Origin of the sequence: Psychrobacter sp. R86515 (genome assembly GCF_042466315.1) — a bacterium.
Lineage (GTDB): Bacteria > Pseudomonadota > Gammaproteobacteria > Pseudomonadales > Moraxellaceae > Psychrobacter.
Genome location: NZ_JAXHCC010000001.1, coordinates 1,261,785 through 1,286,175, shown reverse-complemented (window position 1 = coordinate 1,286,175; position 24,391 = coordinate 1,261,785). Strand labels below are relative to the sequence as shown.

General features: G+C 44.9%; 20 protein-coding genes. 3 read left to right on the top strand and 17 right to left on the bottom strand.

Going from position 1 to position 24,391, the window contains the following annotated elements; translation table 11 throughout:
• Positions 1 to 60: 60 nt before the first annotated feature.
• Both SJY28_RS05435 and SJY28_RS05430 read left to right on the top strand, forming a co-directional pair.
• Positions 61 to 1,050, top strand: a complete 990-nt coding sequence (locus tag SJY28_RS05435; protein ID WP_379543738.1) for a biotin--[acetyl-CoA-carboxylase] ligase — start codon at positions 61 to 63, stop codon at positions 1,048 to 1,050.
• Positions 1,051 to 1,109: 59 nt separating this feature from the next.
• Entirely contained in the window at positions 1,110 to 1,838 is a 729-nt protein-coding gene (locus SJY28_RS05430) for a pantothenate kinase (RefSeq protein ID WP_379543737.1), read from the top strand.
• A gap of 134 nt (positions 1,839 to 1,972) precedes the next feature.
• Here SJY28_RS05430 and SJY28_RS05425 read toward each other — a convergent pair whose 3' ends face one another.
• The 12 genes from SJY28_RS05425 to SJY28_RS05370 form a co-directional block, all read right to left on the bottom strand.
• Positions 1,973 to 3,160, bottom strand: a complete 1,188-nt coding sequence (locus tag SJY28_RS05425; protein WP_379543736.1) for an isovaleryl-CoA dehydrogenase — start codon at positions 3,158 to 3,160, stop codon at positions 1,973 to 1,975.
• A 202-nt stretch (positions 3,161 to 3,362) separates the two neighbouring features.
• Complete coding sequence (locus SJY28_RS05420) at positions 3,363 to 4,283, bottom strand: hydroxymethylglutaryl-CoA lyase (RefSeq protein ID WP_379543735.1); 921 nt, start codon at positions 4,281 to 4,283, stop codon at positions 3,363 to 3,365.
• A 58-nt stretch (positions 4,284 to 4,341) separates the two neighbouring features.
• On the bottom strand, positions 4,342 to 6,441 hold the full coding sequence (locus SJY28_RS05415) for an acetyl/propionyl/methylcrotonyl-CoA carboxylase subunit alpha (protein ID WP_379543734.1): 2,100 nt from the start codon (positions 6,439 to 6,441) through the stop codon (positions 4,342 to 4,344).
• Positions 6,442 to 6,518: 77 nt separating this feature from the next.
• On the bottom strand, positions 6,519 to 7,328 hold the full coding sequence (locus tag SJY28_RS05410; protein ID WP_379543732.1) for an enoyl-CoA hydratase/isomerase family protein: 810 nt from the start codon (positions 7,326 to 7,328) through the stop codon (positions 6,519 to 6,521).
• A gap of 165 nt (positions 7,329 to 7,493) precedes the next feature.
• Entirely contained in the window at positions 7,494 to 9,104 is a 1,611-nt protein-coding gene (locus tag SJY28_RS05405; protein WP_379543731.1) for a carboxyl transferase domain-containing protein, read from the bottom strand.
• 257 nt (positions 9,105 to 9,361) lie between these two features.
• The gene (locus SJY28_RS05400) at positions 9,362 to 11,137 is read right to left on the bottom strand and encodes an AMP-binding protein (protein ID WP_379543730.1); all 1,776 of its coding nucleotides are present in this window, start codon (positions 11,135 to 11,137) and stop codon (positions 9,362 to 9,364) included.
• Positions 11,138 to 11,506: 369 nt separating this feature from the next.
• Positions 11,507 to 12,757, bottom strand: coding sequence for an FAD-dependent oxidoreductase (locus tag SJY28_RS05395; protein ID WP_379543729.1), 1,251 nt, complete (start codon positions 12,755 to 12,757; stop codon positions 11,507 to 11,509).
• A 99-nt stretch (positions 12,758 to 12,856) separates the two neighbouring features.
• A complete protein-coding gene (locus tag SJY28_RS05390; protein ID WP_379543728.1) occupies positions 12,857 to 13,465 on the bottom strand; it encodes a DJ-1/PfpI family protein in 609 nt (202 codons plus the stop codon).
• Between the two features lie 403 nt (positions 13,466 to 13,868).
• Positions 13,869 to 14,600 carry an amino acid ABC transporter ATP-binding protein gene (locus SJY28_RS05385; protein WP_057762314.1) on the bottom strand — a complete coding sequence of 244 codons (732 nt, stop codon included), beginning with the start codon at positions 14,598 to 14,600 and terminating at the stop codon, positions 13,869 to 13,871.
• 184 nt (positions 14,601 to 14,784) lie between these two features.
• Complete coding sequence (locus tag SJY28_RS05380) at positions 14,785 to 15,453, bottom strand: ABC transporter permease subunit (RefSeq protein ID WP_102091653.1); 669 nt, start codon at positions 15,451 to 15,453, stop codon at positions 14,785 to 14,787.
• Complete coding sequence (locus tag SJY28_RS05375; RefSeq protein ID WP_379543727.1) at positions 15,450 to 16,196, bottom strand: amino acid ABC transporter permease; 747 nt, start codon at positions 16,194 to 16,196, stop codon at positions 15,450 to 15,452. Before SJY28_RS05375 ends, SJY28_RS05380 begins: the two co-directional genes overlap by 4 nt.
• Before the next feature lie 97 nt (positions 16,197 to 16,293).
• Positions 16,294 to 17,265: a glutamate/aspartate ABC transporter substrate-binding protein gene (locus SJY28_RS05370; RefSeq protein ID WP_379543726.1), complete on the bottom strand. Its 972-nt coding sequence runs from the start codon at positions 17,263 to 17,265 to the stop codon at positions 16,294 to 16,296.
• A 376-nt stretch (positions 17,266 to 17,641) separates the two neighbouring features.
• Between SJY28_RS05370 and SJY28_RS05365 the strand changes: the two genes are divergently transcribed.
• Positions 17,642 to 18,622, top strand: a complete 981-nt coding sequence (locus SJY28_RS05365) for an Hsp33 family molecular chaperone HslO (RefSeq protein ID WP_379543725.1) — start codon at positions 17,642 to 17,644, stop codon at positions 18,620 to 18,622.
• 113 nt (positions 18,623 to 18,735) lie between these two features.
• Here SJY28_RS05365 and SJY28_RS05360 read toward each other — a convergent pair whose 3' ends face one another.
• The 5 genes from SJY28_RS05360 to SJY28_RS05340 all read right to left on the bottom strand — a co-directional run bounded on the left by SJY28_RS05360 (position 18,736) and on the right by SJY28_RS05340 (position 24,327).
• Positions 18,736 to 19,008, bottom strand: coding sequence for a hypothetical protein (locus SJY28_RS05360; RefSeq protein ID WP_379543724.1), 273 nt, complete (start codon positions 19,006 to 19,008; stop codon positions 18,736 to 18,738).
• 442 nt (positions 19,009 to 19,450) lie between these two features.
• Positions 19,451 to 20,944, bottom strand: a complete 1,494-nt coding sequence (locus SJY28_RS05355; protein WP_379543723.1) for an alpha/beta fold hydrolase — start codon at positions 20,942 to 20,944, stop codon at positions 19,451 to 19,453.
• Between the two features lie 236 nt (positions 20,945 to 21,180).
• Positions 21,181 to 22,215, bottom strand: coding sequence for a PhoX family protein (locus tag SJY28_RS05350; RefSeq protein WP_379543722.1), 1,035 nt, complete (start codon positions 22,213 to 22,215; stop codon positions 21,181 to 21,183).
• The gene (locus SJY28_RS05345; RefSeq protein WP_379543721.1) at positions 22,154 to 23,398 is read right to left on the bottom strand and encodes a PhoX family protein; all 1,245 of its coding nucleotides are present in this window, start codon (positions 23,396 to 23,398) and stop codon (positions 22,154 to 22,156) included. The genes SJY28_RS05350 and SJY28_RS05345 overlap by 62 nt, the downstream gene beginning before the upstream one ends.
• A 299-nt stretch (positions 23,399 to 23,697) precedes the next feature.
• On the bottom strand, positions 23,698 to 24,327 hold the full coding sequence (locus SJY28_RS05340; protein ID WP_379544925.1) for a fumarylacetoacetate hydrolase family protein: 630 nt from the start codon (positions 24,325 to 24,327) through the stop codon (positions 23,698 to 23,700).
• Between the last annotated feature and the right edge of the window lie 64 nt (positions 24,328 to 24,391).

Below are 24,391 nucleotides of genomic sequence, written 5' to 3'. Positions count from 1 at the left end.
GTCTGACCGCAACAATCGCTCAGTATATCAAAGTTTCCTTTAACCACATCGACTAAACTTATGCCGCCACTCACTAGTTTTTCTACCTATTTATCCGAGCTCAATCACCGTCATGTGGCTAGTAGTGCCTCGACCAATAGCGAGCTGATAGAAGCCTTGCAAAACGGGTCGTTAGATGTCGCCACCGTACACGTTTTAACCGCGGAAGCCCAAAGCGCAGGTCGAGGACAGCACGGACGCTCGTGGCAATCACCACGTGGTAATGTCTATCTGTCGCTATATCATCCTGTGCATATGCCAATCAGTGGCTTGCTATCGCTCATCATTGGTCTTGAGCTGGCAAAAATGCCCGTCATTCAAATGTTGAACGAGCAACTGCAAGCGCAAGGGATGACGCCAATTGGTGTGAAATGGGCAAATGACTTGGGTTTTTATCAGCAAGCTCAGAGCCAATGTAAAGAGCTATCTAAAGAACAATCTATAACGGACAGCTCGGTATTGGAATCAGCATTGAATAGTGATGTAGCAAATCAGCGTACGCTACCATTTAATAAACTGGCTGGAATTTTGATAGAGCCAGTGACTAAAGCTGGCAGGTTGGTCGGTGTGGTGCTAGGCATTGGCTTAAACGTACAGGCAGCACCAAAGCTCACTACGCAAACGTCTGAGGGCATGAGCTACCAAGCGATTAGCTTACAAGACATTAATGAGATGCTACCTTTAGAGACACGATCTGCGAGCCTACCAGACCTACCAACGCTCTATCAGCAAATGTGCAAAGCATTGATGGCGGCGATGACACGCTTTGAGCATTTGGGCATAGAGCAGCCAACCGGTCATACTTATTATTTGGATAGTTTTTTGGAGCAGTTTGCGACGATGGATGCGCTATCAGGTCTACATTTGCGCGTCACCCAGGACTATAATAACGAAGAAAAAGTCATAACGGGAATCGCTTGCGGTGTCGACACACATGGCTGTTTGCAATTGCGCCAAGATAGCGGTAAGATTTCTACGCTTTTTACTGGACGCATCGACGTTATTTATTAGGCTTAGACAACTATATTGATGAACACCATCATTAACGAGCACTATATAAAGGGACTTTTATGCTCTGGCTTGATCTTGGAAATACCCGCCTAAAATACTGGCTAACCGATGATATCGGACAAATAGTCGCGCATGATGCCAAGCAGCATTTGCAAGCGCCTGCCGAATTACTTATGGGTCTGACGGATCGCTTTGAGCGTTATGCGCCTGACTTTATTGGTATCTCATCAGTATTGGGTGACAATCTCAATGCCAAAGTATCAGAGACGCTCAGTCGTTTGAATATTCCGTTTGAGTTTGTCCATGTCGATGCGGCGCACGCGCTGATGAAAAGTGCTTACAATGATCAGCAGCTCGGCTGTGATCGTTGGCTACAGATGCTGGGCGCGGTCGATAAGAAAAAACGCCAGTGTGTGATTGGTTGCGGTACAGCGGTGACCATTGATTTGATTGATCATGCTGAGCATTTGGGCGGTTATATTTTCCCCAGTATCTACCTGCAACGTGAGTCACTGTTCTCTGGTACTAAGCAAATCACTATCTCGAACGGTACTTTTGATAGCGTCAGTCAAGGTTTGACTACTCAAGACGCGGTGCATCGAGGGGTTTTGCTCTCTATCGTCGGCGCGATCAATGAGATTAGCCATCGTCATCCTAACTTTGAGTTGATTATGACAGGTGGAGATGCAGCCATTATCTCCCAGCATGTTAATCGCCCAGTGCGCTTACGTGATGATTTATTATTAAATGGTTTGGCAAGGTATTTTGATTATCGCAATAAATCGTAGTCGATAATAGGTAACTTAGTAGCACGTTGTCACGTTGGCACATTGTTATATTGACACAAAAAAAGCAGCACGTTTTACACGTGCTGCTTTTTTATTTTATATTAGAAAATAGCTAAGGCGTCATTAGCTACTTCTTATTTGGTTTCGTTAAACAGCTCACGACCGACTAGCATACGGCGAATTTCACTGGTACCTGCGCCAATTTCATATAGCTTAGCATCACGCCAGTAGCGACCAAGTGGATACTCATTGGTATAGCCGTTGCCGCCAAATATTTGAATGCCCTCGCCTGCCATCCATGTGGCTTTTTCGGCACACCATAGAATCACACTGGCGCAATCTTTACGCACTTCTCGACTATGACCCGCACCGCGCGCGTCCAACATGTCCAAATTCTTGCCAACGGTATATAAGAAGCTACGACCTGCTTGCAGTATTGTATACATGTCCGCAACTTTACCTTGGATAAGCTGGAACTCACCAATCGCTTGACCAAACTGTTTACGATCATGGATATAAGGCACCACATTGTCCATCACTGCCTGCATGATACCGATAGGACCTGCAGCCAATACAGCGCGCTCGTAATCTAAGCCGCTCATCAGTACCTTAACGCCCTCATTGAGACCGCCTAAAATATTTTCGCTTGGTACTTTTACATTATTAAAGGTCATTTCACCAGTATGACTACCACGCATGCCGAGCTTGTCTAGCTTTTGTGCGGTACCAAAGCCTTCCATACCTTTTTCAACGATAAAGGCCGTCATGCCTTTAGCACCTAATTCAGGATTGGTCTTGGCATAGACTACCATTACGTCAGCATCAGGACCATTGGTGATCCACATTTTGCTACCGTTTAAAATATAGCTGCCGTCTTTTTCTTCAGCTTTTAGCTTCATACTGACGACGTCTGAGCCAGCGCCTGTCTCACTCATGGCCAGTGCACCGATGAATTCACCGCTGATTAGCTTTGGCAGATATTTCTGCTTTTGTGCCTCAGAGCCGTTACGTTTGACTTGGTTAATACATAGGTTTGAGTGCGCACCATAGCTAAGCGCTACCGATGCCGAAGCTCGGCTAATCTCTTCCATCGCGACCATATGGGCAACATAGCCCATGTTGGAGCCGCCGTACTCTTCAGGAACGGTAATACCATGTAGACCGAGGTCACCCATCTTTTGCCACAGATCCATTGGAAACTCATCACTGCTATCAATCTCAGCAGCACGTGGAGCGATCTCGTTTGCCGCAAACTGCTGCACGACATCACGTAGCGCGTCAATATCTTCGCCAAGTTGAAAATTTAATCCAGGTAAACTCATAACTATTCCTTGTATTTTAATATTTAGTTTTCGAATTTTAATCTGTTTTTTAAAGCCAATGTAACTGTATTTTTGCTACCGTTTTTAATGTCATAGTCAACTCAATGTGAAACTGTGACAAGGCAACCGAGTGTAGATGTATATCGAATACTTCAAACGAAGTTAACGCTGTCATACCTTCACAGTGCATTGACTATACTAATTAAGACTGACGTTTATTAATGATGGCACGTGCTACGTTTGAGCCATTTGGTCGCTTTAAAAATTCACTGATACGTTCACCTGCCCCGACCAATTTATCCAAATCGATACCCGTGTTGATACCCATACCATGCAACATATACACCACATCTTCGGTCGCGACATTGCCCGTTGCGCCTTTAGCATAAGGACAACCGCCTAACCCGGCGACAGAGGTATCAAACTCACTAACACCCATTTGTAAGGCAGCCAAAGTATTGCTCAATGCTTGACCATAAGTATCATGAAAATGACCCGATAGCATAGAGATATCAGCATACTCCAGTGCAGCTTGCAACGCTCGTTGTACTTTGAGCGGTGTACCCACACCGATCGTATCGGCAATGCCAATCTGCTCTGAACCGATCTCAATCAATCGCTTGGTGACGTAAGCTACTTGGCTAGGGGCAATCTCGCCTTCATAAGGACAGCCAACCGTACAAGAGATCACGCCGCGTACTTTTATACCCTGCGCCTTTGCTGCCGCAGCCACTGGTGCAAAACGTTCAATACTTTCATCGATACTACAATTGATGTTTTTTTGACTAAAAGTTTCACTGGCTGAGCCAAAGATGACGATTTCATCAGGGCGATGCAAAATAGCATTTTCAAAGCCACGCATATTGGGCACGAGTACCGAGTAGCAGACGTCCGTCTGCCGCGTAGGCACTAGCGCTTCGAGCAACGCGCTGTTATCACCCATTTGTGGCACCCACTTTGGCGAAACAAAACTGGTCGCTTCCAATTTTTTGACACCAGCCGCGATTAAATCATTAATGAGCGTTTGCTTAACCTCAGTCGGTACCGTCATGGATTCGTTTTGTAGTCCATCACGTGGACTGACATCAACAATGGTGACATGGCTTGGATACGAATGGCTCATACTTGTCGTCCTTTTTATTATTTGCGCTTGATGAGGCTTTTTTATTAGGCTTCGTCAGCTATGCGCTCTCACTATCGATGCGCAGTAGCTCATCACCATCAGCAACCAAGTCACCTGCTGCAAATAATAGCTCTGCTACCACACCATCTGTCGGTGCGGTAATCGTATGTTCGATTTTCATGGCTTCGATAACGGCAAGTGGTTCGCCTTTTTTCACAGTATCACCAACAGCTACTTTGAATGCAACCACTTGTCCTGGCATTGGTGATTTTAAACTGCCAACCGCTGCTGTGTCTTCACCCACATGTGCCATGATATCAATAAGCGTAATTTCATCACGTCCGCTATCTGTGAATACGTAGACTGTCTCGTTATTTACCCAGCTTTGGGCACTGATACGTGCACCCTCTAACCATAAAGTATGATTGTGCGCGTCACTGCTATCATAGTTGACCTCACCTTCATAAACCGTTTCGGTCTGAGCAGCCACATTGATATTGCTATCATCCTGCGTATTTGCGATTTCTTTACCAATGACAAGCGTAAAACTACTGAGATTATCGCTGCCTTTTTTGCTATCAGCACAACTCGCATTATGCCAATTACTGATGCGAGCGCTATAAGCCTGCTCATCATAAACCAAGCTAAATGAACGAGTATAATCGCTATAAGCACGGAAACCCGTTGGCTTGCTAAATGGATCTGAGCCCTGCGTGGTCGCTTCGCTCGCAAGCTGCTGGGCAATAGCAGTCACCACAAGCGTCGATAATCCAAGCGGATGCTGGTCAAAAAGCTTATCCTGCTCACGCTCTATCAATGCGGTATCAAGATTGGCTTTGCTAAATGAATCGGTATTTAAAATATAACGCAAAAATGCCACGTTGTTTGGCAGACCAACGATACGCGTCTGTGCTAATGCACGATCAAGTCTCGCCAACGCTTGCTCGCGCGTAGGAGCATGGACGATAAGCTTAGCAATCATAGAATCGTAAAAAGGACTGATCACATCACCCTCTCGTACGCCATCATCGATACGCACATCAGTAATGTTGAAGGTACTATGCTCAGGCTTTTGATAAGTGAATAAAGTTCCTGTCGCTGGCAAGAAATTATTGTCAGGGTTTTCGGCACAGATACGTGCCTCAATTGCATGACCGTTGATAGCCAGATCGTCTTGTGTTTTTGGCAATGGCTGACCCGCTGCAACCAACAGCTGCCACTCGACCAAATCGACACCCGTAATGGCTTCACTGACTGGATGCTCAACCTGCAAGCGCGTGTTCATTTCCATGAAATAAAAATTCATAGAGTCTTCACGCTGCTCCACGATGAATTCAACCGTACCTGCACCAACGTACTCGACCGCACGTGCTGCTTCGATTGCCGCTGTGCCCATTGCTTCACGCATGGCAGTATCGACACCTGGTGCAGGCGCTTCTTCTAGTACTTTTTGATGGCGACGCTGTACTGAGCAATCACGCTCAAACAGATGCACATAATTACCGTGCGTATCGCCAAATACTTGGATTTCGATATGACGTGGTTTTAGCGCATACTTTTCGACCAATACTTGATCATTGCCAAAACTGGTAATCGCTTCACGGCGACATGAGTCTAACAGGTCAATAAAATCGCTGCTTTTTTCAACGATACGCATGCCTTTACCGCCGCCACCTGCACTGGCTTTAATCAAGACAGGATAGCCAATGTCATCTGCCTGCTGCTGCAAAAACTGTGCGTCTTGGTTATCACCATGATAGCCCGGTATCAGCGGCACACCAGCTGACTCCATTAAGCGCTTAGACTCAGACTTGCCGCCCATAGCACGGATAGCTTCCGCTGATGGACCGATAAATACTAGACCAGCATCTTGGCAAGCCTGCGCAAAATCTGCATTTTCGCTCAAAAACCCATATCCTGGATGAATCGCTTGAGCGCCCGTTTGCTTAGCGATAGCAATAATAGCATCGCCTTTTAGATAACTGTCTTTCGGTGCCGAACCGCCCAAATAGATAGCCTCATCACAGACAGCCACATGCTTGGCCTCACGATCCGCATCAGAATAAACAGCGACGGTGCTGACACCCAGACGCTTGGCAGTCGCGGCCACTCGGCAAGCAATTTCACCACGGTTGGCGATTAGAATTTTAGAAAACATAACTATCCCTGTGTCTTGTCGTTATTATTTAACGTCTTGTCTATTTGCCCATTTGCCTATCATTGTTCTACTACTAGTTAGTCTGCCATTAACCAATCAGGTTTACGTTTCTGCAAAAAGGCTTGCACCCCCTCGCGGCCTTGCTCTGATGAGCGAATATCAGCGATACCTTTGACCGTATCCGCAATCAGCTCATCTGTAATAGGCGCACCAGCGACATCGTGTAATAGCTGCTTGCAGGTTTTGACTGCGTCAGGGCTATTTTTGACGACCTTATTACAGAATGCAGCCACTTCATCGCCTAGCCACTCTTCGCTAACACGCTCATGGATAAAGCCAAGCTGACGTGCCTTTTTGGCATCAAACACTTCAGCACTTAAAAAATAACGCTGCGATGCTCTAGCACCTAGCGCTCGGATAACATAAGGACTGATAGTGGCAGGGGCTAACCCTAACCGCACTTCACTCAGGCAAAAATTAGCAATCTTAACGGCGATAGCCACATCACAAACAGCAACTAAACCCATGCCACCTGCATAAACATCGCCTTGAATAGCCGCAACTGTTGGCTTAGGACATTCATAAATAGTCTTAAGCATTTGCGCCAATTTATCAGCATCCGCTAGATTCTCTTCATAGCTATAGTCCGCCATGGCACGCATCCAATTGAGATCAGCACCTGCACAAAAAGCCTTGCCAGCAGCCGCTAGCACAATGACACGTACCTCATCATCAGCACCAAGCGTATTGAACGCATCGGTTAGCTCAGCAATCATTTCATCGTTAAAAGCATTACGTATCTCAGGACGATTCAACGTCACTGTTGCCACATGCTGCTCAACATTAACCAGTAAGCTTTTATAATTCTTATCACTGTCTTTTTGCATAACTTTCTCTATATTTTTTATGTAAATACTCAAACAAACTCTTGGTCAATCCATAATAATGTTAATACAAGGAAACCAAGTGCAAAGACTAAGCGTAGATGTACAAATCGTATTTCAAATGAGGTTAACGCAGTAGTCGCTTATTATGGGAAGCCTTTAGAACGCTTACATTCTAAAGACACCAAATGTCGTCTCTTCAATCGGCGCGTTATATGCAGCGCTTAGACCTAAAGCTAATACATTACGGGTATCAGCAGGATCAATTACGCCGTCATCCCACATACGTGCGGTAGCATAGTACGGATGACCTTGCTCTTCATACATTTCACGAATCGGCGATTTAAATGCCGCTTCGTCCTCATCGCTCCACGCTTCACCTTTGCGATCAAAATTATCACGTTTGACCGTTGCCAGTACTGATGCAGCTTGCTCGCCGCCCATGACAGAGATACGGGCATTTGGCCACATCCATAAGAAACGCGGGCTATAAGCACGGCCACACATACCGTAGTTACCAGCGCCGAACGAGCCGCCGACGATGACCGTGAATTTTGGTACTTTGGCATTAGCCACCGCCATTACCATCTTGGCACCATGACGAGCGATACCTTCGTTTTCGTATTTGCGGCCAACCATAAAGCCAGTAATATTCTGCAGGAATACTAATGGGATTTTGCGTTTACAGCACAGTTCGATGAAGTGCGTACCTTTTTGCGCTGACTCACTGAACAAGATACCGTTATTGGCAATAATACCAACAGGCATCCCTTCGATATGAGCAAACCCGCAAACTAACGTCGTGCCAAAGCGTGCTTTAAACTCATCAAAGGCACTGTCATCAACGATACGCGCGATGATTTCTCTGATATCAAACGGCTTGCGCTTGTCTGTTGGAATCACACCATAGAGTTCTTTGGCATCGTAACGTGGCGGACGCGGTGTGATTTGATTAGGGATATTTTTCGCAGGGCGATTTAGGTGACTGACGATATTACGGGCAATCGATAGTGCGTGCGTATCATTCTGCGCTAGATGATCGACTACTCCTGACAGTCGGGTATGTACATCGCCACCACCTAAGTCTTCTGCCGTGACCTCTTCACCCGTCGCTGCTTTGACCAGTGGTGGACCACCCAAAAAGATTGTACCTTGCTCTTTGACGATAATAGATTCATCGCTCATGGCAGGCACATACGCACCGCCAGCTGTACAGCTACCCATAACCACAGCAATCTGCGGAATACCTGCTGCACTGAGATTGGCTTGATTAAAAAAGATACGACCGAAATGCTCTTTATCAGGGAATACATCATCTTGATTCGGTAAGTTTGCACCACCTGAATCAACCAAATACACACACGGTAGATGGTTTTCTTGCGCGATTTCTTGTGCACGTAAATGTTTTTTGACCGTCATTGGGTAGTACGTGCCGCCTTTTACCGTGGCATCATTACAGACAATCATACATTCGATGCCATTGATACGGCCGATACCTGCAATCACGCCAGCCGCTGGAATCTCTTCGCCATACATATCATGTGCGGCCATCGGAGCCACTTCTAGGAACGGCGTGCCTACATCCAATAAACGCTCGACGCGCTCACGTGGTAACAGCTTACCACGCGCTAGATGCTTGGCTCGTGCGCGCTCTGAGCCACCTTGGGCAACTTTACGCAAGTGTGTATACAGGTCATCGACTATCTCTTGCATCGCGGCACTGTTTTGCTGAAAATCGCTTGAGTTTGGACTCAGTTTACTGGTTATGATAGCGCTCATGATATCCCTTTTTTTTCTTATACATAGATAGATACGTAGATGTGAATAGCTTTTTATATGAATGATACTAACTGCTATTTTTAAGCATTGCTCACATTAAGCGTTGCTCACATATAGTCGATTCAATTTAAAAGTAGTACAAGGCAACCGAGTGCAGAGGTATGTGTGATACTTCAAGCGAGGTTAACGCTGTAATACTTTTATAGTGAAATGAATATGGTTAGTCTTTTGTTTTTTAGAGCAGATAAGTAAGCTTACTACAAACCCAGCTCTTCTTTCATTTGCTCAATGATTTTATATTTTTGAATTTTGCCAGTGATGGTCATTGGATATTCAGTCACAAAGCGATAGTAAGTCGGCACTTTATAATGAGCGATATGCTCACTACAGAACTCACGCACTTCCTGTTCAGTCAAGCAGCCAGGCTCTTTCGGAATAATCCACGCTGCGAGCACTTCACCATAACGCTCGTCGGGTATACCCACGATTTGCACATCACGAATCTTTGGATGACGATAGAGATAATTTTCAATTTCTACTGGATAGATATTTTCGCCGCCGCGAATCACCATGTCTTTACTACGACCGACGATTTTGACGTAGCCATCTTCATCCATTGTGGCCAAGTCACCCGTATGCATCCACCCATCTTGGATAGCCTCACGCGTTTTAAAACGGCTGCCCCAATAGCCTTTCATCACTGAATAGCCTCGTGTAAGCAACTCACCTGTCTCACCCAGCGGGACAATTTCACCTGTTTCTGTATCGACGACCTTGACCTCAAGCGCAGGCTGTACCAGTCCTACCGTTGAGACTTGTTTATCAAGTGGCGTGTGCTCATTGGTCTGGCAAGATACAGGACTGGTCTCCGTCATACCATAGGCAATAGTGACTTCGCTCATATGCATCTTATCAATGACACGGCGCATAACCTCAATCGGACAGCTAGAGCCAGCCATGATGCCCGTGCGCAAGGTAGACAAATCAAAGTTTTCAAATTCAGGATGGTCAAGCTCTGCGATAAACATCGTTGGCACGCCGTGCAGACCTGTACACTTTTCTTCTTCGACTGCTTGTAATACGGTCAATGGCTCAAAGCCGTCGTTTGGATATACGATACAACCGCCATGCGTGAGAATCGCTAGATTACCAAGCACCATACCAAAGCAATGATACAAAGGTACTGGAATACACAGCCTATCCTCTTCGGTAAGGTTCATGGCCTCACCGATAAAGTAGCCATTATTTAAGATATTACGATGGCTTAAGGTTGCACCTTTTGGTGTGCCAGTCGTACCACTGGTGAACTGTACATTAATAGCATCGGTGTTTTTAAGCTGAGCTTGACGTTCGGCAACACGCGGATCATTGGCATCGCCCTCGCTCATCCACGCAGAGAATTTTTGCATAAAACCAAAGGTCTCATCCGACTCTGGCTCATCAATCCAAATGATGCGTTCAATCGTTGGAATCTCAACCAAATCAAGCTGAGTGTAGTCTTTGTGGTAAATCTCAGGACATAGCTCACGGATTAAACTGGCATAGTCACTGGTTTTGAAATGACGCATAAGTACGAGCGCTGAGCAGCCCAGTTTATTTAGGGCATATTGCAACTCAAAGGTGCGGTAGGCAGGATTGATATTGACGAGGATAACGCCGACTTTTGCCGTGGCCAATTGCATGAGCAACCACTCGGCATTATTGTGTGACCAAATACCGATACGATCGCCAATCTCTAATCCCATTTCAATCATGCTACTGGCTAGCTGATTCACTTGCTGCTGTAGCTCACGATATGTCCAGCGGATATTTTGATGGCGGACGACCAATGCTTCGCGCTCAGGATATTTGGAGACAATAGCATCAAAAAAGTCACCAATTGTCGCTTCAATCAGCAGTACATCAGGACCTTTGTCATAGCTTTGAGTAAGTGGTGCATTGGCTGAGCGTGCGCCCATATTGATACTAGGAATGTTGTTTAAAATAGTGTCGAAGTCAACGCGAGTCGAATCGAAATCAGGAGTTTGAGTCATAACGAGTCCTTTCGTTTTACTTTTTATATTATTTATAAATAGCACTTATTAATAGCCTGCGTGCAAACCTTCTTCCTTGGGCAGGTCTTACATAGCATTCAGCTACTATAACGCCATCAATGAAAGCCTGTCAACAATATCAATACAGTATGTATCATTTAATTAGATAGTCTGCCTTTCTACTTAGTAAAAGGTAGCATAGAATCATGGCAAATATTTGACACAAAAAAGCCAGCCACATCATAAGCAATGGGCTGGCTCAATCATCGATACTGTCTTTTCAAAGAATTGTCTGGAAAGCATCTAATAAAGGACATTATTTATAAATGATGTGCTTTATTAGTTTTTCAAAAGACGGTATTGCAATCGTTATGCTTTAGAAACTGCAGGCGCTTTAATCGTTACTGTTGCGCTAACGGCTTCATTATCATCGAGCAAATCCATGATTAGCTCATCATCGCTTTCAGTCTTTACTTGCCAATTACCTGCTGCTTGCGGTACACCCGTCACCATCACAGAGATGGCTTTGTTCTTCAGGCGAATCATCGGCGGCTTATGATCATAGCCACTGTGCTCGTGACCTAAGATATCATCAGCGATAGTCGCAGCCTGCGCGCGTAATGGCGCAACATAACGACAAGCGACCCCATTGATAGACATACAGTCGCCGATGGCATAGATATTCGCCGCATTGGTACGCAACGTCGCTGCATCCACCACGATACCTGTACGGCGATCGAATTCCACACCAGCCGCAGCAGGTAATTGCTCATCGACTGTCAGACCTGTACTGGCAATAACATGATCTACAATCAGTGGTTCGAGCGGCTGAGTATCAGCATTGTCTGCATCCGATGATAATGGGGCATAGTCTACTTGTAGTTTCTCAGCATCTTCGCTGTCGTCGTCATTACTGCCAACACGAGTGACAGCTGATACTTGATAACCACCTAAGAATTGAATGCCCTGTGATTCGATTGCTTTGGCGATACGTGCAGTCGCTTTGGCTGGTAGCATCTGCGAAAGCGGTGCATCGTTTAAATCAATGAGCGTTACCTTATGGCCAGCCTTGAGCAGGTCTTCTGCGATTTCTGTACCCACCATACCAGCACCAACGATCGCAACATGCTGGCTACCTGTTGCTAGCTTTTCTTGTAGCTGACTAAAACGCTCTATATGATTAACATGCCAGACCAAATCTTGCGGCAGACTTTTAGGGAAGATAGGATGAGCACCCATCGCTAGCACCATTTTCTCATAGCCAATAGTCGTCAGTGCGTCATCTGACTGCGTAGTAGAGCGCACCTGTACGGTTTGGCTCACTGGATCAATATCTGTCACTTGAGTATTGGCTAGCAACGTCACTTCTGCTGTGTTCGCCGCTTCGCTACCAGATGCCCGTACCAAATCTGATGCTCGTTTGTTTTGGCTGATTGCCATCGTCAACATCGGCTTATGATAACGGTCTCCACTATCAGCCGTGATTAGGGTGATTGGAATCTCTGTGTCTTTGGCACGAATGGCATCAATGACATGCCAGCCTGCCAGTCCTGCACCAATAATAACCACACCTTTTTTTGCTGCTGTGCTCGATGCTACAGATAGGTTTTCTACGCTCATACAAACTCCAATATGGTTTATGAATTATTTTAATTATCAAAAATATTGACCGCTATTGTATCAGTAAACAGCCATTCACTCACCTATCTAACAATTCACTTAGTCAATATCGAACTCCATGCGATGTGCTGTTGCACGCATAGTTTCACTATCTATTAATTTTTCTATACAGTATAGACTTGCATGGATGCCTGCACTTATCCCCGCTGATGTGATGATATTACCAGTATCATCACTGGCATCTACAAAACGAGTATGCGAGATCACATCAATATCAGGATAGGATGCTAAATTATCCAAGTCCATCCAGTGCGTGGTTGCTGACTTACCAGTTAGCAAACCTGCCTTAGCCAATAGCAATGCTCCTGTACACACTGAAAGCGTCAGCTCTGCCAAACTTGCTTGAGTGATAATCCAATCAATTACCACCTTATTATATATTTCTGTTTTTTCGGCACCGTATCCACCGGGGACGATTAATACATCAATGTCTGGATGATTGGCAAAGCTATAGTCAGGAATGACTTGTAGACCGTTTCTAGCGGATATTGGAGCTTCGTTCTCGGCAATAGTGATAACCTCAAAGTGCTTATCATCACTAGAACTGGCAGCATTTTCAGCCAACGAAAACACCTCAAAAGGTCCTGCAAAATCCAATACTTCTACTTCATTGAACAGTAGTATGCCGACGGTTCGTTTTAGCGTCATATTCAATCCTAATTCAGTTGATAGCGTTAAATTAAATTAAGTTTATCTATATTGTGACTACTATCTCTTCAAACTTGCTTGATTAATCAGATGAACCATTTCATCAGCCTTTGCTATTTGCAATCTCTCTAATCCTGCAACTATTCCCGCTTTATTTTCAGCGGCTTTATAGTCTCAAAGCTATCTTATTTAAATTCCTTGTGTGTAAACATCATAGGCTCTAAATCGTTTTTCAAATAGCTATACAAAAAAGGCTAAATACAAAGCGCCCTATTAAAGATAGCGTTTAACTGTCTTTAATAGGGCGCTTTGTATAATCATTAGTAGTGGAAAGAAAAGTAAGCTTTAGAACATGTCTTTATCTTAGAAATACTGCTATAAACAATCGTAAATCAAAGTGTATTTAATGGTTTAAAATCTTCGATAAGAACATCTGCGCACGGTCACTTTTCGCGCCTTCAAAAAACTCATCTTTACTACAGTTTTCTACGATATGCCCTTCATCCATAAAGATAATACGATTGGCCACCTGACTGGCAAAGCCCATCTCATGCGTCACGCACATCATAGTCATACCATCACGAGTCAGCTCGACCATCACATCTAGCACCTCTTGAATCATCTCAGGATCAAGCGCGGACGTTGGCTCATCAAATAGCATTGCGACTGGATCCATGGCTAACGCTCGTGCAATCGCAACACGCTGCTGCTGACCACCAGAGAGTTCTGCTGGATATTTCGCCGCTTGTACCGTTAGGCCAACACGGTCGAGATAGGCCATCGCTTTTTGTTTGGCCTCAGACTCTTTACGGCCCAACACTTTGATTTGCGCCACAGTCAAATTATCAATAATAGTCAAATGTGGAAACAACTCAAAATGCTGAAACACCATGCCGACACGGCTGCGTAACTTGGGCAAGTTGGTCTTTGGGTCACCGACAGAGATGCCATTGACCATGATGTCACCTTTTTGAAAAGGCTCAAGTCCATTAACTGTCTTAATCAAAGTTGATTTACCACTGCCCGATGGACCACAAACAACAACGACATCACCTTTATGTACATGCGCCGTACAGTCAGTCAGTACTTGAAAATCTCCATACCATTTGCTGACATTAGATATCTCGATGACCATCTCATCACTAGCATGACCACTATTGGTAACCAGCCCGCCAAAGGCATTTAAGTACGTATCAGCATTGCTCATCACTGGCTCCTAACCACATTATTTTCGATAATCATTATTTAAAAAAGGTAAATCAAACATTCAATTCAAGCTCTCAACACTCAAAAGCGCAAGCCGTATCAAAATAACTATACTAAAACCGTAAACGCTTTTGTAATTGTTGCACACCAATAGAAGCACTTAAGCTAATCACAAAATAGACAGCACCAGCACCTAAGATATACGGCGTTAGTAAGCCCATTAGCTCACCGCGTACATAGGCTGCGCGGAAAAAGTCGGTCAAACCAATGGCAAATACCAGTGTCGTATCTTGGAATAAAATAATACATTGCTGCAAAATCAGTGGCAGCATCTTACGAAAGGCTTGTGGCAAGATGACCAGACGCATGGTCTGCCCATAAGTCATACCGAGCGCTTTTGCTGCATTGACCTGCCCGCTACCAATCGATTGAATACCAGCACGTACCACTTCTGAGAAGTAAGCCGCCTCAAACATCATAAATGCGACTACACAGGAGGCAAACGCAGCATCGAGTTGCAGGTACTTACCCGCTACCCAAAGATAAATCATCGGTACGGCAAAATAAAACCATAACAGTACCAATAGCAGCGGCACAGAGCGAAAGTAATTAACGTATAGCTTTGCTGGAATCTCAAGCGCTTTGATACCTGACAAGCGCATCAATGCCAATATAGTTCCTAAACTGATACCGCCCAAAATAGCTAAAAACAGTACTTTTAAAGTAGTAAGCATGCCACCCATCAAACCAGGATAGGCTGTTGCCAATTCGGTCATATTCATTTCTGACCTCCCGCAATAAGCCCAGGCACACGCAATTTACGTTCAATCAACCCCATAATAGCGATCAAGGATAAATTGAAAACCAAGTAAATAATCGTCGCGTAAGTATATATCTCGATACTATTTTGAGTATATTCGCTGATGGTTTTGGTTTGGCTAATCAGCTCCATTACCCCTACTAGCGAAGCCACAGAGGCGTTTTTGAAACAGTTGGTTAACTCAGAGCTGAGCGGTGGCAAGATAATACGGAATGCTTGCGGTAGCAGTACTTCTTTATAGACTTGTGGAATGCTAAACCCTAACGCATAGGCCGCGTTAATCTGTCCATCTGGTAATGACTCAATACCCGTCCGTACCTGTTCAACGATACGAGCAGCGGTAAATAAGCCAAGACCGATACTAGCTGATAACATGGCTGAGGTATTCGGAGACAAGTCCTTATACCACCATTCTTGTATCGTCGGCGTGAGCCAACCAGGCGCGATATAAAACCAAAAGAACAGTTGAACAAGCAGTGGAATATTACGAAAAAATGTCACATAAGCCGTACCGATTGCACGAGCGGTCTTGTTTGGTAAGGTACGCATGATACCGAAGACGGTACCGACGACCATCGCGATAGCCCATGCGATACTGCCAATCAATAGCAGCCAGCCAAGACCAGTGATCATCCAATGGATATAGAGCTCGTTGCCAATACCAGTCTGCTCAAAGAGCACACCCCAGTTCCAGCTATAATTCATGGTTGTCTCTCCGAGCAACGATTGATAAGCCTATACGTCAAATAAAATTACTGGCTATCTGAACGTATAGGCAAGCTATGTTGAGGGACAATGAGCGTTACTGCGCTGCTGCTTCTTTAGGCTGAGCGCTGTCATGCGGATTGGCAATCAAGGCCTTTAAGTTGTCTGACATCTCAAAGTTTAGATTGACGTTCTTTGGTGGGATTGGGTTCAAGAACCACTTGTCATAAATGCTATTGATTTCGCCTGAACTAAACACATTAGCAAGTGCTTCATCGACCACAGCTTTGAATTCAGGGTCATCTTTGCGCATCATACAACCATAGATTTCAAACGATTGCGGCGTACCAACAATGACCCACTCATCAGGATTTTTTGCTTTGGCTTTTTCGCCTGCGAGCAGTACATCATCCATCATAAAGGCATCAGCGCGACCATTTTCTAGCATTAGGAAGCCTTCGCCATGATCTTTTGCCGAGATGATATTGGTATCCATTTTATTATCATCGTTGTACTGACGGATATAACGCTCTGAAGTCGTGCCTGCTGTCGTTACCAGAGTTTTGCCTTTTAGATCTTCAAAATCTTGAATACCAGAGTCTTTTTTGGTCAACAGACGCGTACCGATTTCAAAGAAACCATTAGAGAATGCGACTTGCTTTTGACGTTCTTCGTTATTGGTGGTTGAGCCACACTCAAAATCTACCGTGCCGTTTTGTACCAATGGGATACGAGTCTGCGAAGTGATTAGGTTATAGCGAACGTTAAGGTCTGGCATGTTTAGCTTTTGCTTAACTGCTTCAACCACTTTCATTTCCAAGTCGTGAGCATAGCCAATCGGTTGGTTAGGATCATCAGCGATATAAGAAAAAGGAATAGAGGAATCACGGTGACCGACGACAATAGTGCCAGAGTCTTTGATTTTCTGTAGCGTACCGTTGGTGGTTTCTGTCGTCGCTGCATCATCTGCTGGAGCATCAGTGCTGGTCTGGCTGCTGTTATTACATCCCGCTAAACCTAATGCCATAACAGCAGCTAAAGTCAACGGTTTGGAAAATGAGTATGTCATGAAATACATCCTTTTATCGCAAGATTGAGTGAGTGCTTGGACGACATAGGTCTGATTGACCAGACTGCCCCGCATCCGTACGGTTGTTGCTGTTGTTTATCACAATGCAACTTAATGTTACTGTACAACAAATTTGCAGTAGAGGGTGAATTTTTTTTGAGAGAGTTCATATTTATGAATATATTTATATTCTAACTATAAAATGTTGGCTCATAGCGGCTATCTACTCAGAGTTTTGTACAAACAGCTGATTGGTTTTTTAAGCTCGTTATTAACCTTTACTGCTTATAATAGTCAAAACAGTCTACTAAGTGAGATTGATAAATCGGCAGTAATCCCCATAAAGCAAACAACTTCTCTATACTACAAATGACTTATGACTCAAGATATCCAAGTCCCAAATACGGACAGCCAAACTACTGGCAACCATGGCAGTAACGACATTCGCCAACGTTTCTTTGTTGAAGACTCTCCCGTGCGCGGTGATGTGGTACGCCTATCACGCAGCTACGCGAGCACGATTGCGCAAAAGCCCTACCCTGAAGCCATCAAACGCTTATTGGGTGAGATGCTGACCGCAGCGAGTTTGCTAATCAGTACGGTCAAAATCAATGGTCGCCTATCTATTCAGCTGCAATCATCAGACAGTGACAGCTTACTAAACTGGGCGATGGCAGAATGCGATCAAGACGGCATAATCCGTGCACTTGCTAGTTGGAAAGGCGAAACGGATGAGCAAGTACAAGCGTGGGACAAAATGACCCATGCCAAAGAAGCGTTTGCTGAGCTTGGTGCGATGGGACAAGGCGTATTGTTTATCAATATTCAGCCTGATGGCGGTGAGCCATACCAAGGTATCGTTGAGCGTAGCCACGACAATCTAGCGGATTGCTTAGCGCATTATCAAAAGCAATCAGCACAGATTCCAACGTTGATTAACTTGGCATCTGATGGCCTGCAAGCTGGTGGTATCTTGGTACAAATGCTACCGCGTACTGCTGAAGAAACGTCTGAAGTCGAGCAAAATCAAGATGCGGGTATCGACGATGATTTATGGACGCGTTTGTCTGTATTGACGCGTACGGTCAAACCAGAAGAACTAACAACGCTGGACGCTAACGAAATACTCTATCGCTTGTATCACGAAGAAAACATCGTTGCCCCTGAGCCTGCCCCTCTATCATTTGGTTGCACTTGCTCACGCGAGAAGTGTGAAATGGCAATCGAGCAAATCGGTGAAGCGGAAGCGTTAGATATCGTCGAAGAGCAAGGCGGGACATTTGAGATGGATTGTGGATTCTGCGGTGAAGTCTATAAATTTAATAAAGATGATGTAGCAGCGATATTTGCTGAGTAAGTTTTCTTACTTCCTATAAATTAGTGTTTATAAAAAAACCCTCAAGCGTCATGCTTGAGGGTTTTTATTTGCAATTTTGAAAAATACATCACTACTTTGACATTGAACGGTCTTTAATCTTGATGCCATTTTTCCATGTAATCGATCGCCATGGTGTTGATTGGCTGCCAGTCAGCTAAATGATTTTTTGAAAACTGAAGTCTTACATAGTTGCTGTACTCAGGATACATGTAATCCATTTGGCACATTCTATCTTGGTCTTCATCAACTGTAGGCATACAGCGAATCATAAAAGGTGAGTTTAGATCAATATTTCCTATATAGTATATAAAGGGATTATCGCCTGACCCAATATATGCTTCTAGTTCATAATTGTCTTTATCCAAATCTCTATTCTCTTCTTGCTTGATACTATCTATTCTAGTCGGTATATCAGCACCTTCAATTTTTGAATTTCTAGCTGCCCAACGAAACTGTATGATATCGTCGTCATGTTCAAAAATGTTTGGATCTTTGTCATTGTTGTTTAGCCCTCAACCACTTGGCCAAAAGAAATAAACGCGACCCATATCCGTCTCAAAACTTTCGTAACTACCCGTATCTGGTCTGACAATATGGTTTAAGGGAATGAGATAATTGTCACCATCTACATTTACTTCAATTTGAGCGTTAGGGTCGTATATATTTGGCTTTGCACAACTAATGACTATGAGTGCGCCGCCTAATAGCAAAGACAAATTTCTCAGTAGCCCTTTCTTAAATGATAAGAACGTCATTACGCAGTACACATAGCGTAGGTAACTCGAAATAATACCCACCACTCTCTACCTACACCGCCACATCCAAACTTCTAGGATAAGAATGTATGCGCGGACGTCCAGCATAGTCACTGCGACCATTATCAAGTAGCCATTCAACCACTTGTTCGCGTACTCGTCTACTATGAATTAAGTTCATATGATTGACGCCGTAGAATACCGCTTTGTGACCATCTGGCACAAACAAGGCATGCTCAGCGTCATCCTCGCCTAAGGCTGAAGCCACCGATACCAAACTGTCTCCTAGCAGGTCCGTTACCTTAGAATCATAATGCGTCTCAAGCAACGCACTAGCGACAAAGTAAGTTTTAATACCACTTGGCAGCCGTGCAGGATGACGGAAATCTTGTGGCAACACGCTACGTCCTTCTAATGCTTTCCAATCTGCATCACGAATACTGCCATGACGTAGATCAATGATACCGGCACTGCGCATATCACCGAGCTTGGCCAGTGAGCCTGCAAATGGCAGCTTGGCAATGATGTCTTGCACATAATTACCGATACGCTCAAGGACTGCTCCATGATGCGGCGAACCTAGCGTGATGAGATTGCCCACGCGCTTGATCCAGTCTAGGCGATCTTGCTCACCATAAAACAGTGCGCTGCGAGAGACCAAACCGCCCATACTATGTCCAACCAGATCTATCTGACTGATATTTGGGTTATCATCGACCAGCGCTTGTAGCAATTGAGAGAACTTACGACCGCTACGTGAGATACGTCGACCCGTATTGTAATCCAAATACAGCACCGTGGTATCAGGCTGACTGATATGAATTGCCTCGCCCAAATCATTATCTGCTTGGGCTTGCCAGCTTAAATGACTCATACATAGACCATGGCACAAAATAACGATGCGACCTGATAGGCTCTCACTTTGCGGCTTGCCATCTTGAGTGTATAGCATCATCGGAATGGCGAGCGCATTTTGATTATTGACAAGATGATCACCCATGACACCATTGAGTACATTGACCAGCTTTTTTAGTGAGTCTGGTAGTGGCTGCACTGACTTTTGAAGAATCAGGTTTTTATATATGCGTAGTACAGACGCTAGGTTATTACCGACCATTTGCATGACATGACGTATCGTGCCATAGATACGTCCAGTAAATCCGCGCGACCATTTATTTAAATGTTTGTCATTGAAGCGGCCTAGCGGACGCAAGATAACTTCACGGTGGATGGCTTCTACGATTTCTGTAATCTCAACCACACCCATGGTGGCAAGCTGCGCCAATCCTTCAAAAAAATCAGCCAAAGACACAGGTGTTTTGTTGATTTCATCACTGTCATCCGAATCTGCTAGTAGCTTGACCAGTTCATCCATATCGATGGCTTCGAGTTGGTCAATTTGTTCATATAGATGACTATGTAGCGGTACACTCGCATCTGGGACAAAATGCGCATCGAGCTCATGATGAGTACGAGTATAGCTGCTATCATTTTGAGCGTCGCTGTCACTAACACTGTCGTTATAAAACACCTTTGGACTGCTCATAATATTTGCACATTCAGCGAGAAAAGTAATGGTCTATATTATCCTGTAACTGCAGCAAAGAGAAGTGAATGGTTTGACTTTAGAGCGGGATGACGACTAGCAGAGCTAGATAGGTGATAGACGGTCTCTTTAACTATTAAATCAATATAATAATAAAAAATCCCAAGCCTTAACTTGGGATTCTTATGGTTATGAGTACTCTGGTTGTGTCTAATATACGCTTACAGCTTATCCATCTACGTCGTACTGTCAGCCGTATCAAATGATTCTGCCAGAATGACATCACCATCCTCGCGAGTAATCATCACAGTCGCTGAGCGAGGAATACTACCGCCAGCGACAGCGCCCCATGTGTTACCAGGATGCTGAATATTGATAAACAACGTTTTGAAATCTGGTGCCATAGTGATGCCTGTTACTTCGCATCCTTCAGGACCGACAAAGAATCGTTTAATATTATCATTGCTAGCAGATGTGCCGACTCGGGTTGACTGCCCTGCCGATGTGGTCGTCATCGAGCCATCACTGACTTTGCCTGGCAGAGCTGCGAGCAACATACAGCTACTGGTATCGGTGTAAGCGCCGTCATCTGTCTGAATCCATAAGACACCGCGTGGGTCAAAATACAGTCCATCAGGTGAGGAAAAGTCATTATTGTCATTTAGCTGAGATAAGTTTTCTGCTGATAAATCACTTGGCGCACCAAATAGATAAATATCCCACTCAAAGCTCGTTGCGGCATGGTCGCCGCCCGCTTCTGCCCAGCGAATGATATGGCCATTGTCATTACCAAGCGCTTTTCCGCTTGATTGATAGCTACGCGGATTGGAAGCTGAGACAGGTTGGTCGTCACGTACGCCGCGATATTTATTATTGGTCAATGTCACATAGACATCGCCTGTCATAGGACTGACCGATACCCATTCTGGTCGATCCATTTTAGTAGCACCAGCAGCATCGGCAGCTGCACGAGCAAAGACCAATACTTCATCTTGTCCATTGAATGGCAATACACTATTAAAAGCATCCAGTCCATTTTGACCATGGACGAGTGCCTTCCACTCGCCGCTACCATCTTCGTTAAATACCGCCACGTATAGCGTGCCTTCATTCAGATATTTGTCACCTGCTTTTAGTCCGCCGCCGATGTCCGAGTTTGACCACATCGCTTTGGAGACAAATTTATAAATGTACTCACCTCGGGCGTCATCACCCATGTAGAACACCACTGGTTTGCCTTGCTCGAACAGGAGCATACGCACAGTTTTCATGAGCGAATCGGCCCAGTGCAGTACGTTTTTGCGGTATAGAGTTTTGGTCAAATGGGTCAATTTCAGTAATATAACCAAAAGTGTTAAAGCCATAGCGATAATCTTCAGCAGCACTGGCACCGACAGCTGTCATATCCCAACGTGAGAACTCGTCTGCTATCTTGGCATCCTTTGCCTCTGGGGTATGCCATAGATACTCCCAACCTGGGAAATTTTCGGTCGCACCGTAGCGCTCGCGTGCATAGTTATCACCAGCGCTCAATTGGCTGGCATCTTGTCCACGGGCAAACACACCTAAGAAGTTCTCTTCGGTAGTCAGATAGGTGCCCCAAGGTGACAGACCTGCGCCGCAGTTATTATTGATACCGCGAGTCTGATAGCCTGTCGGATCAAACTTGGTCTTGACCAGAGCAGAGCCTGCCACAGGGCCAGCCAATTGCGCTGTTGTACTACTGGTAATACGGCGATTGTATTTAGAGTCAGATACCATCTCATAACCCATACCATCTGCGCGGCGAGTTAACTCAACCACCGAGACGCCATGACAGTTGACTTCGCGGCGGACGTCGCTTGCAAGACGACGTTTTTGAAAGATAGGCGCAGCATCGTTGTCTTGAGTAACGTAATAGCCAAATGGACTAAGCTCACTGCTGTTGACGTATTCGTGGTTCATGACTAGCAAGCTGTTTTCTGACGCTTTGGCATCGTAAGCGTTACCGTTTTTGCCAAAGAACCACATCCCATCATGATTGTCACCCATACGCCATTCAAATGACTCTGCTGATTGCTCGCGATTGTCTTTCCAATCCTCGATACCAGAATTCAGCGGCGTACCAAGCGGTAATATCATCTCTGCCTTGTAGCCTGCTGCTACGGTCATTGTCTCTGCTGTTGAATGCGCGACTGCCTCAAACTTTAAGGTATCAGGACGCTTTAAATCACCTTGTGCAGGGATAGCGGCATTATCGTCATCACCAACAATACTGCTATCGTCGTCTTCACTACAACCGACCAAAGGTAATGCGCCAAAAAACGCAGCAGCCGTCAACCCTGTGCCACCTTTTAGGATACTACGGCGGTTCAATCGACGATTGATAATCGTCTGAAAGTCAGTATTGTTAGTAGGATTTGAGTCTTCAACCACTTCGTGGGCAAGCGTTCGCTCATTGTTCAATAATGTCATTATCAGTCACCTTGCTATTAGGCTAGATTGGCAGAGAGTTGATCGCGGCTTTCTCATTACGACCACAAAAATACGAATTCCGCTTAAGTCTACTCAACCTTTATGACATTACGCTGAACAATAGGTGACAAACTGATGACAATTGTCAGTCCGATGACAACTAAGAACCATTAAGCCCATAAGAATCATCGAACAGATAAAATAGTGTAATAATCAGGCTTAATATAAAGAGCACAAACGCAAAAAACCCCAAGCAATTGCTCAGGGTTTTTAATATGCATTTGTTATTGCAATCAAGCTTACTGTACTTGTGACACCCACTCATGAGCACCCAGTTTTAGCTTAAGCTGATCGCCTGCTTGCAACACACCAACGCCGCTTGGCGTGCCAGTCATAATCACATCACCTGCTTGTAAGCTAAAGGCGTGGCTAATATTGACCAGCAATTCATAGACAGGAAATAGCATTAAGGCACTATCGCCATCTTGCATTAATTTATCATTGATAGATAGCTGATACTGTACATTCTGCAGATTGCCAAACGCTTGTGGGTCGACCCAATCAGCAAGGACGCAAGCTCCGTCAAAACACTTAGCACGCTCCCACGGATGACCTTTTTCTTTTAGCTTGCTTTGCAAATCACGCAAGGTCAAATCCAGTCCCAATGTCACGCCACCAATCGCTTGCTGAGCTTGCTCAATCGTCGCCATAGATAAGTCAGCTGATAGCTGAACACATAGTTCGGCCTCGTAATGAGTCTCGCCAAACAGCTCTGGACTTGGGCGAACCACATCACCACGGATAGAGACCACTGAAGACGCAGGCTTCATAAACAGTATTGGCGTGGTTGGTACTTCATTGCCCAACTCTGCAGCATGGGCCGCATAGTTGCGACCAACACAGACAACTTTACCAATGGAAGCACGCAATCTTTCATTATGATTGATAGCGCCCTGCTCGGCATTGACACCAGCTGCAATGGCGTTCGCTAAT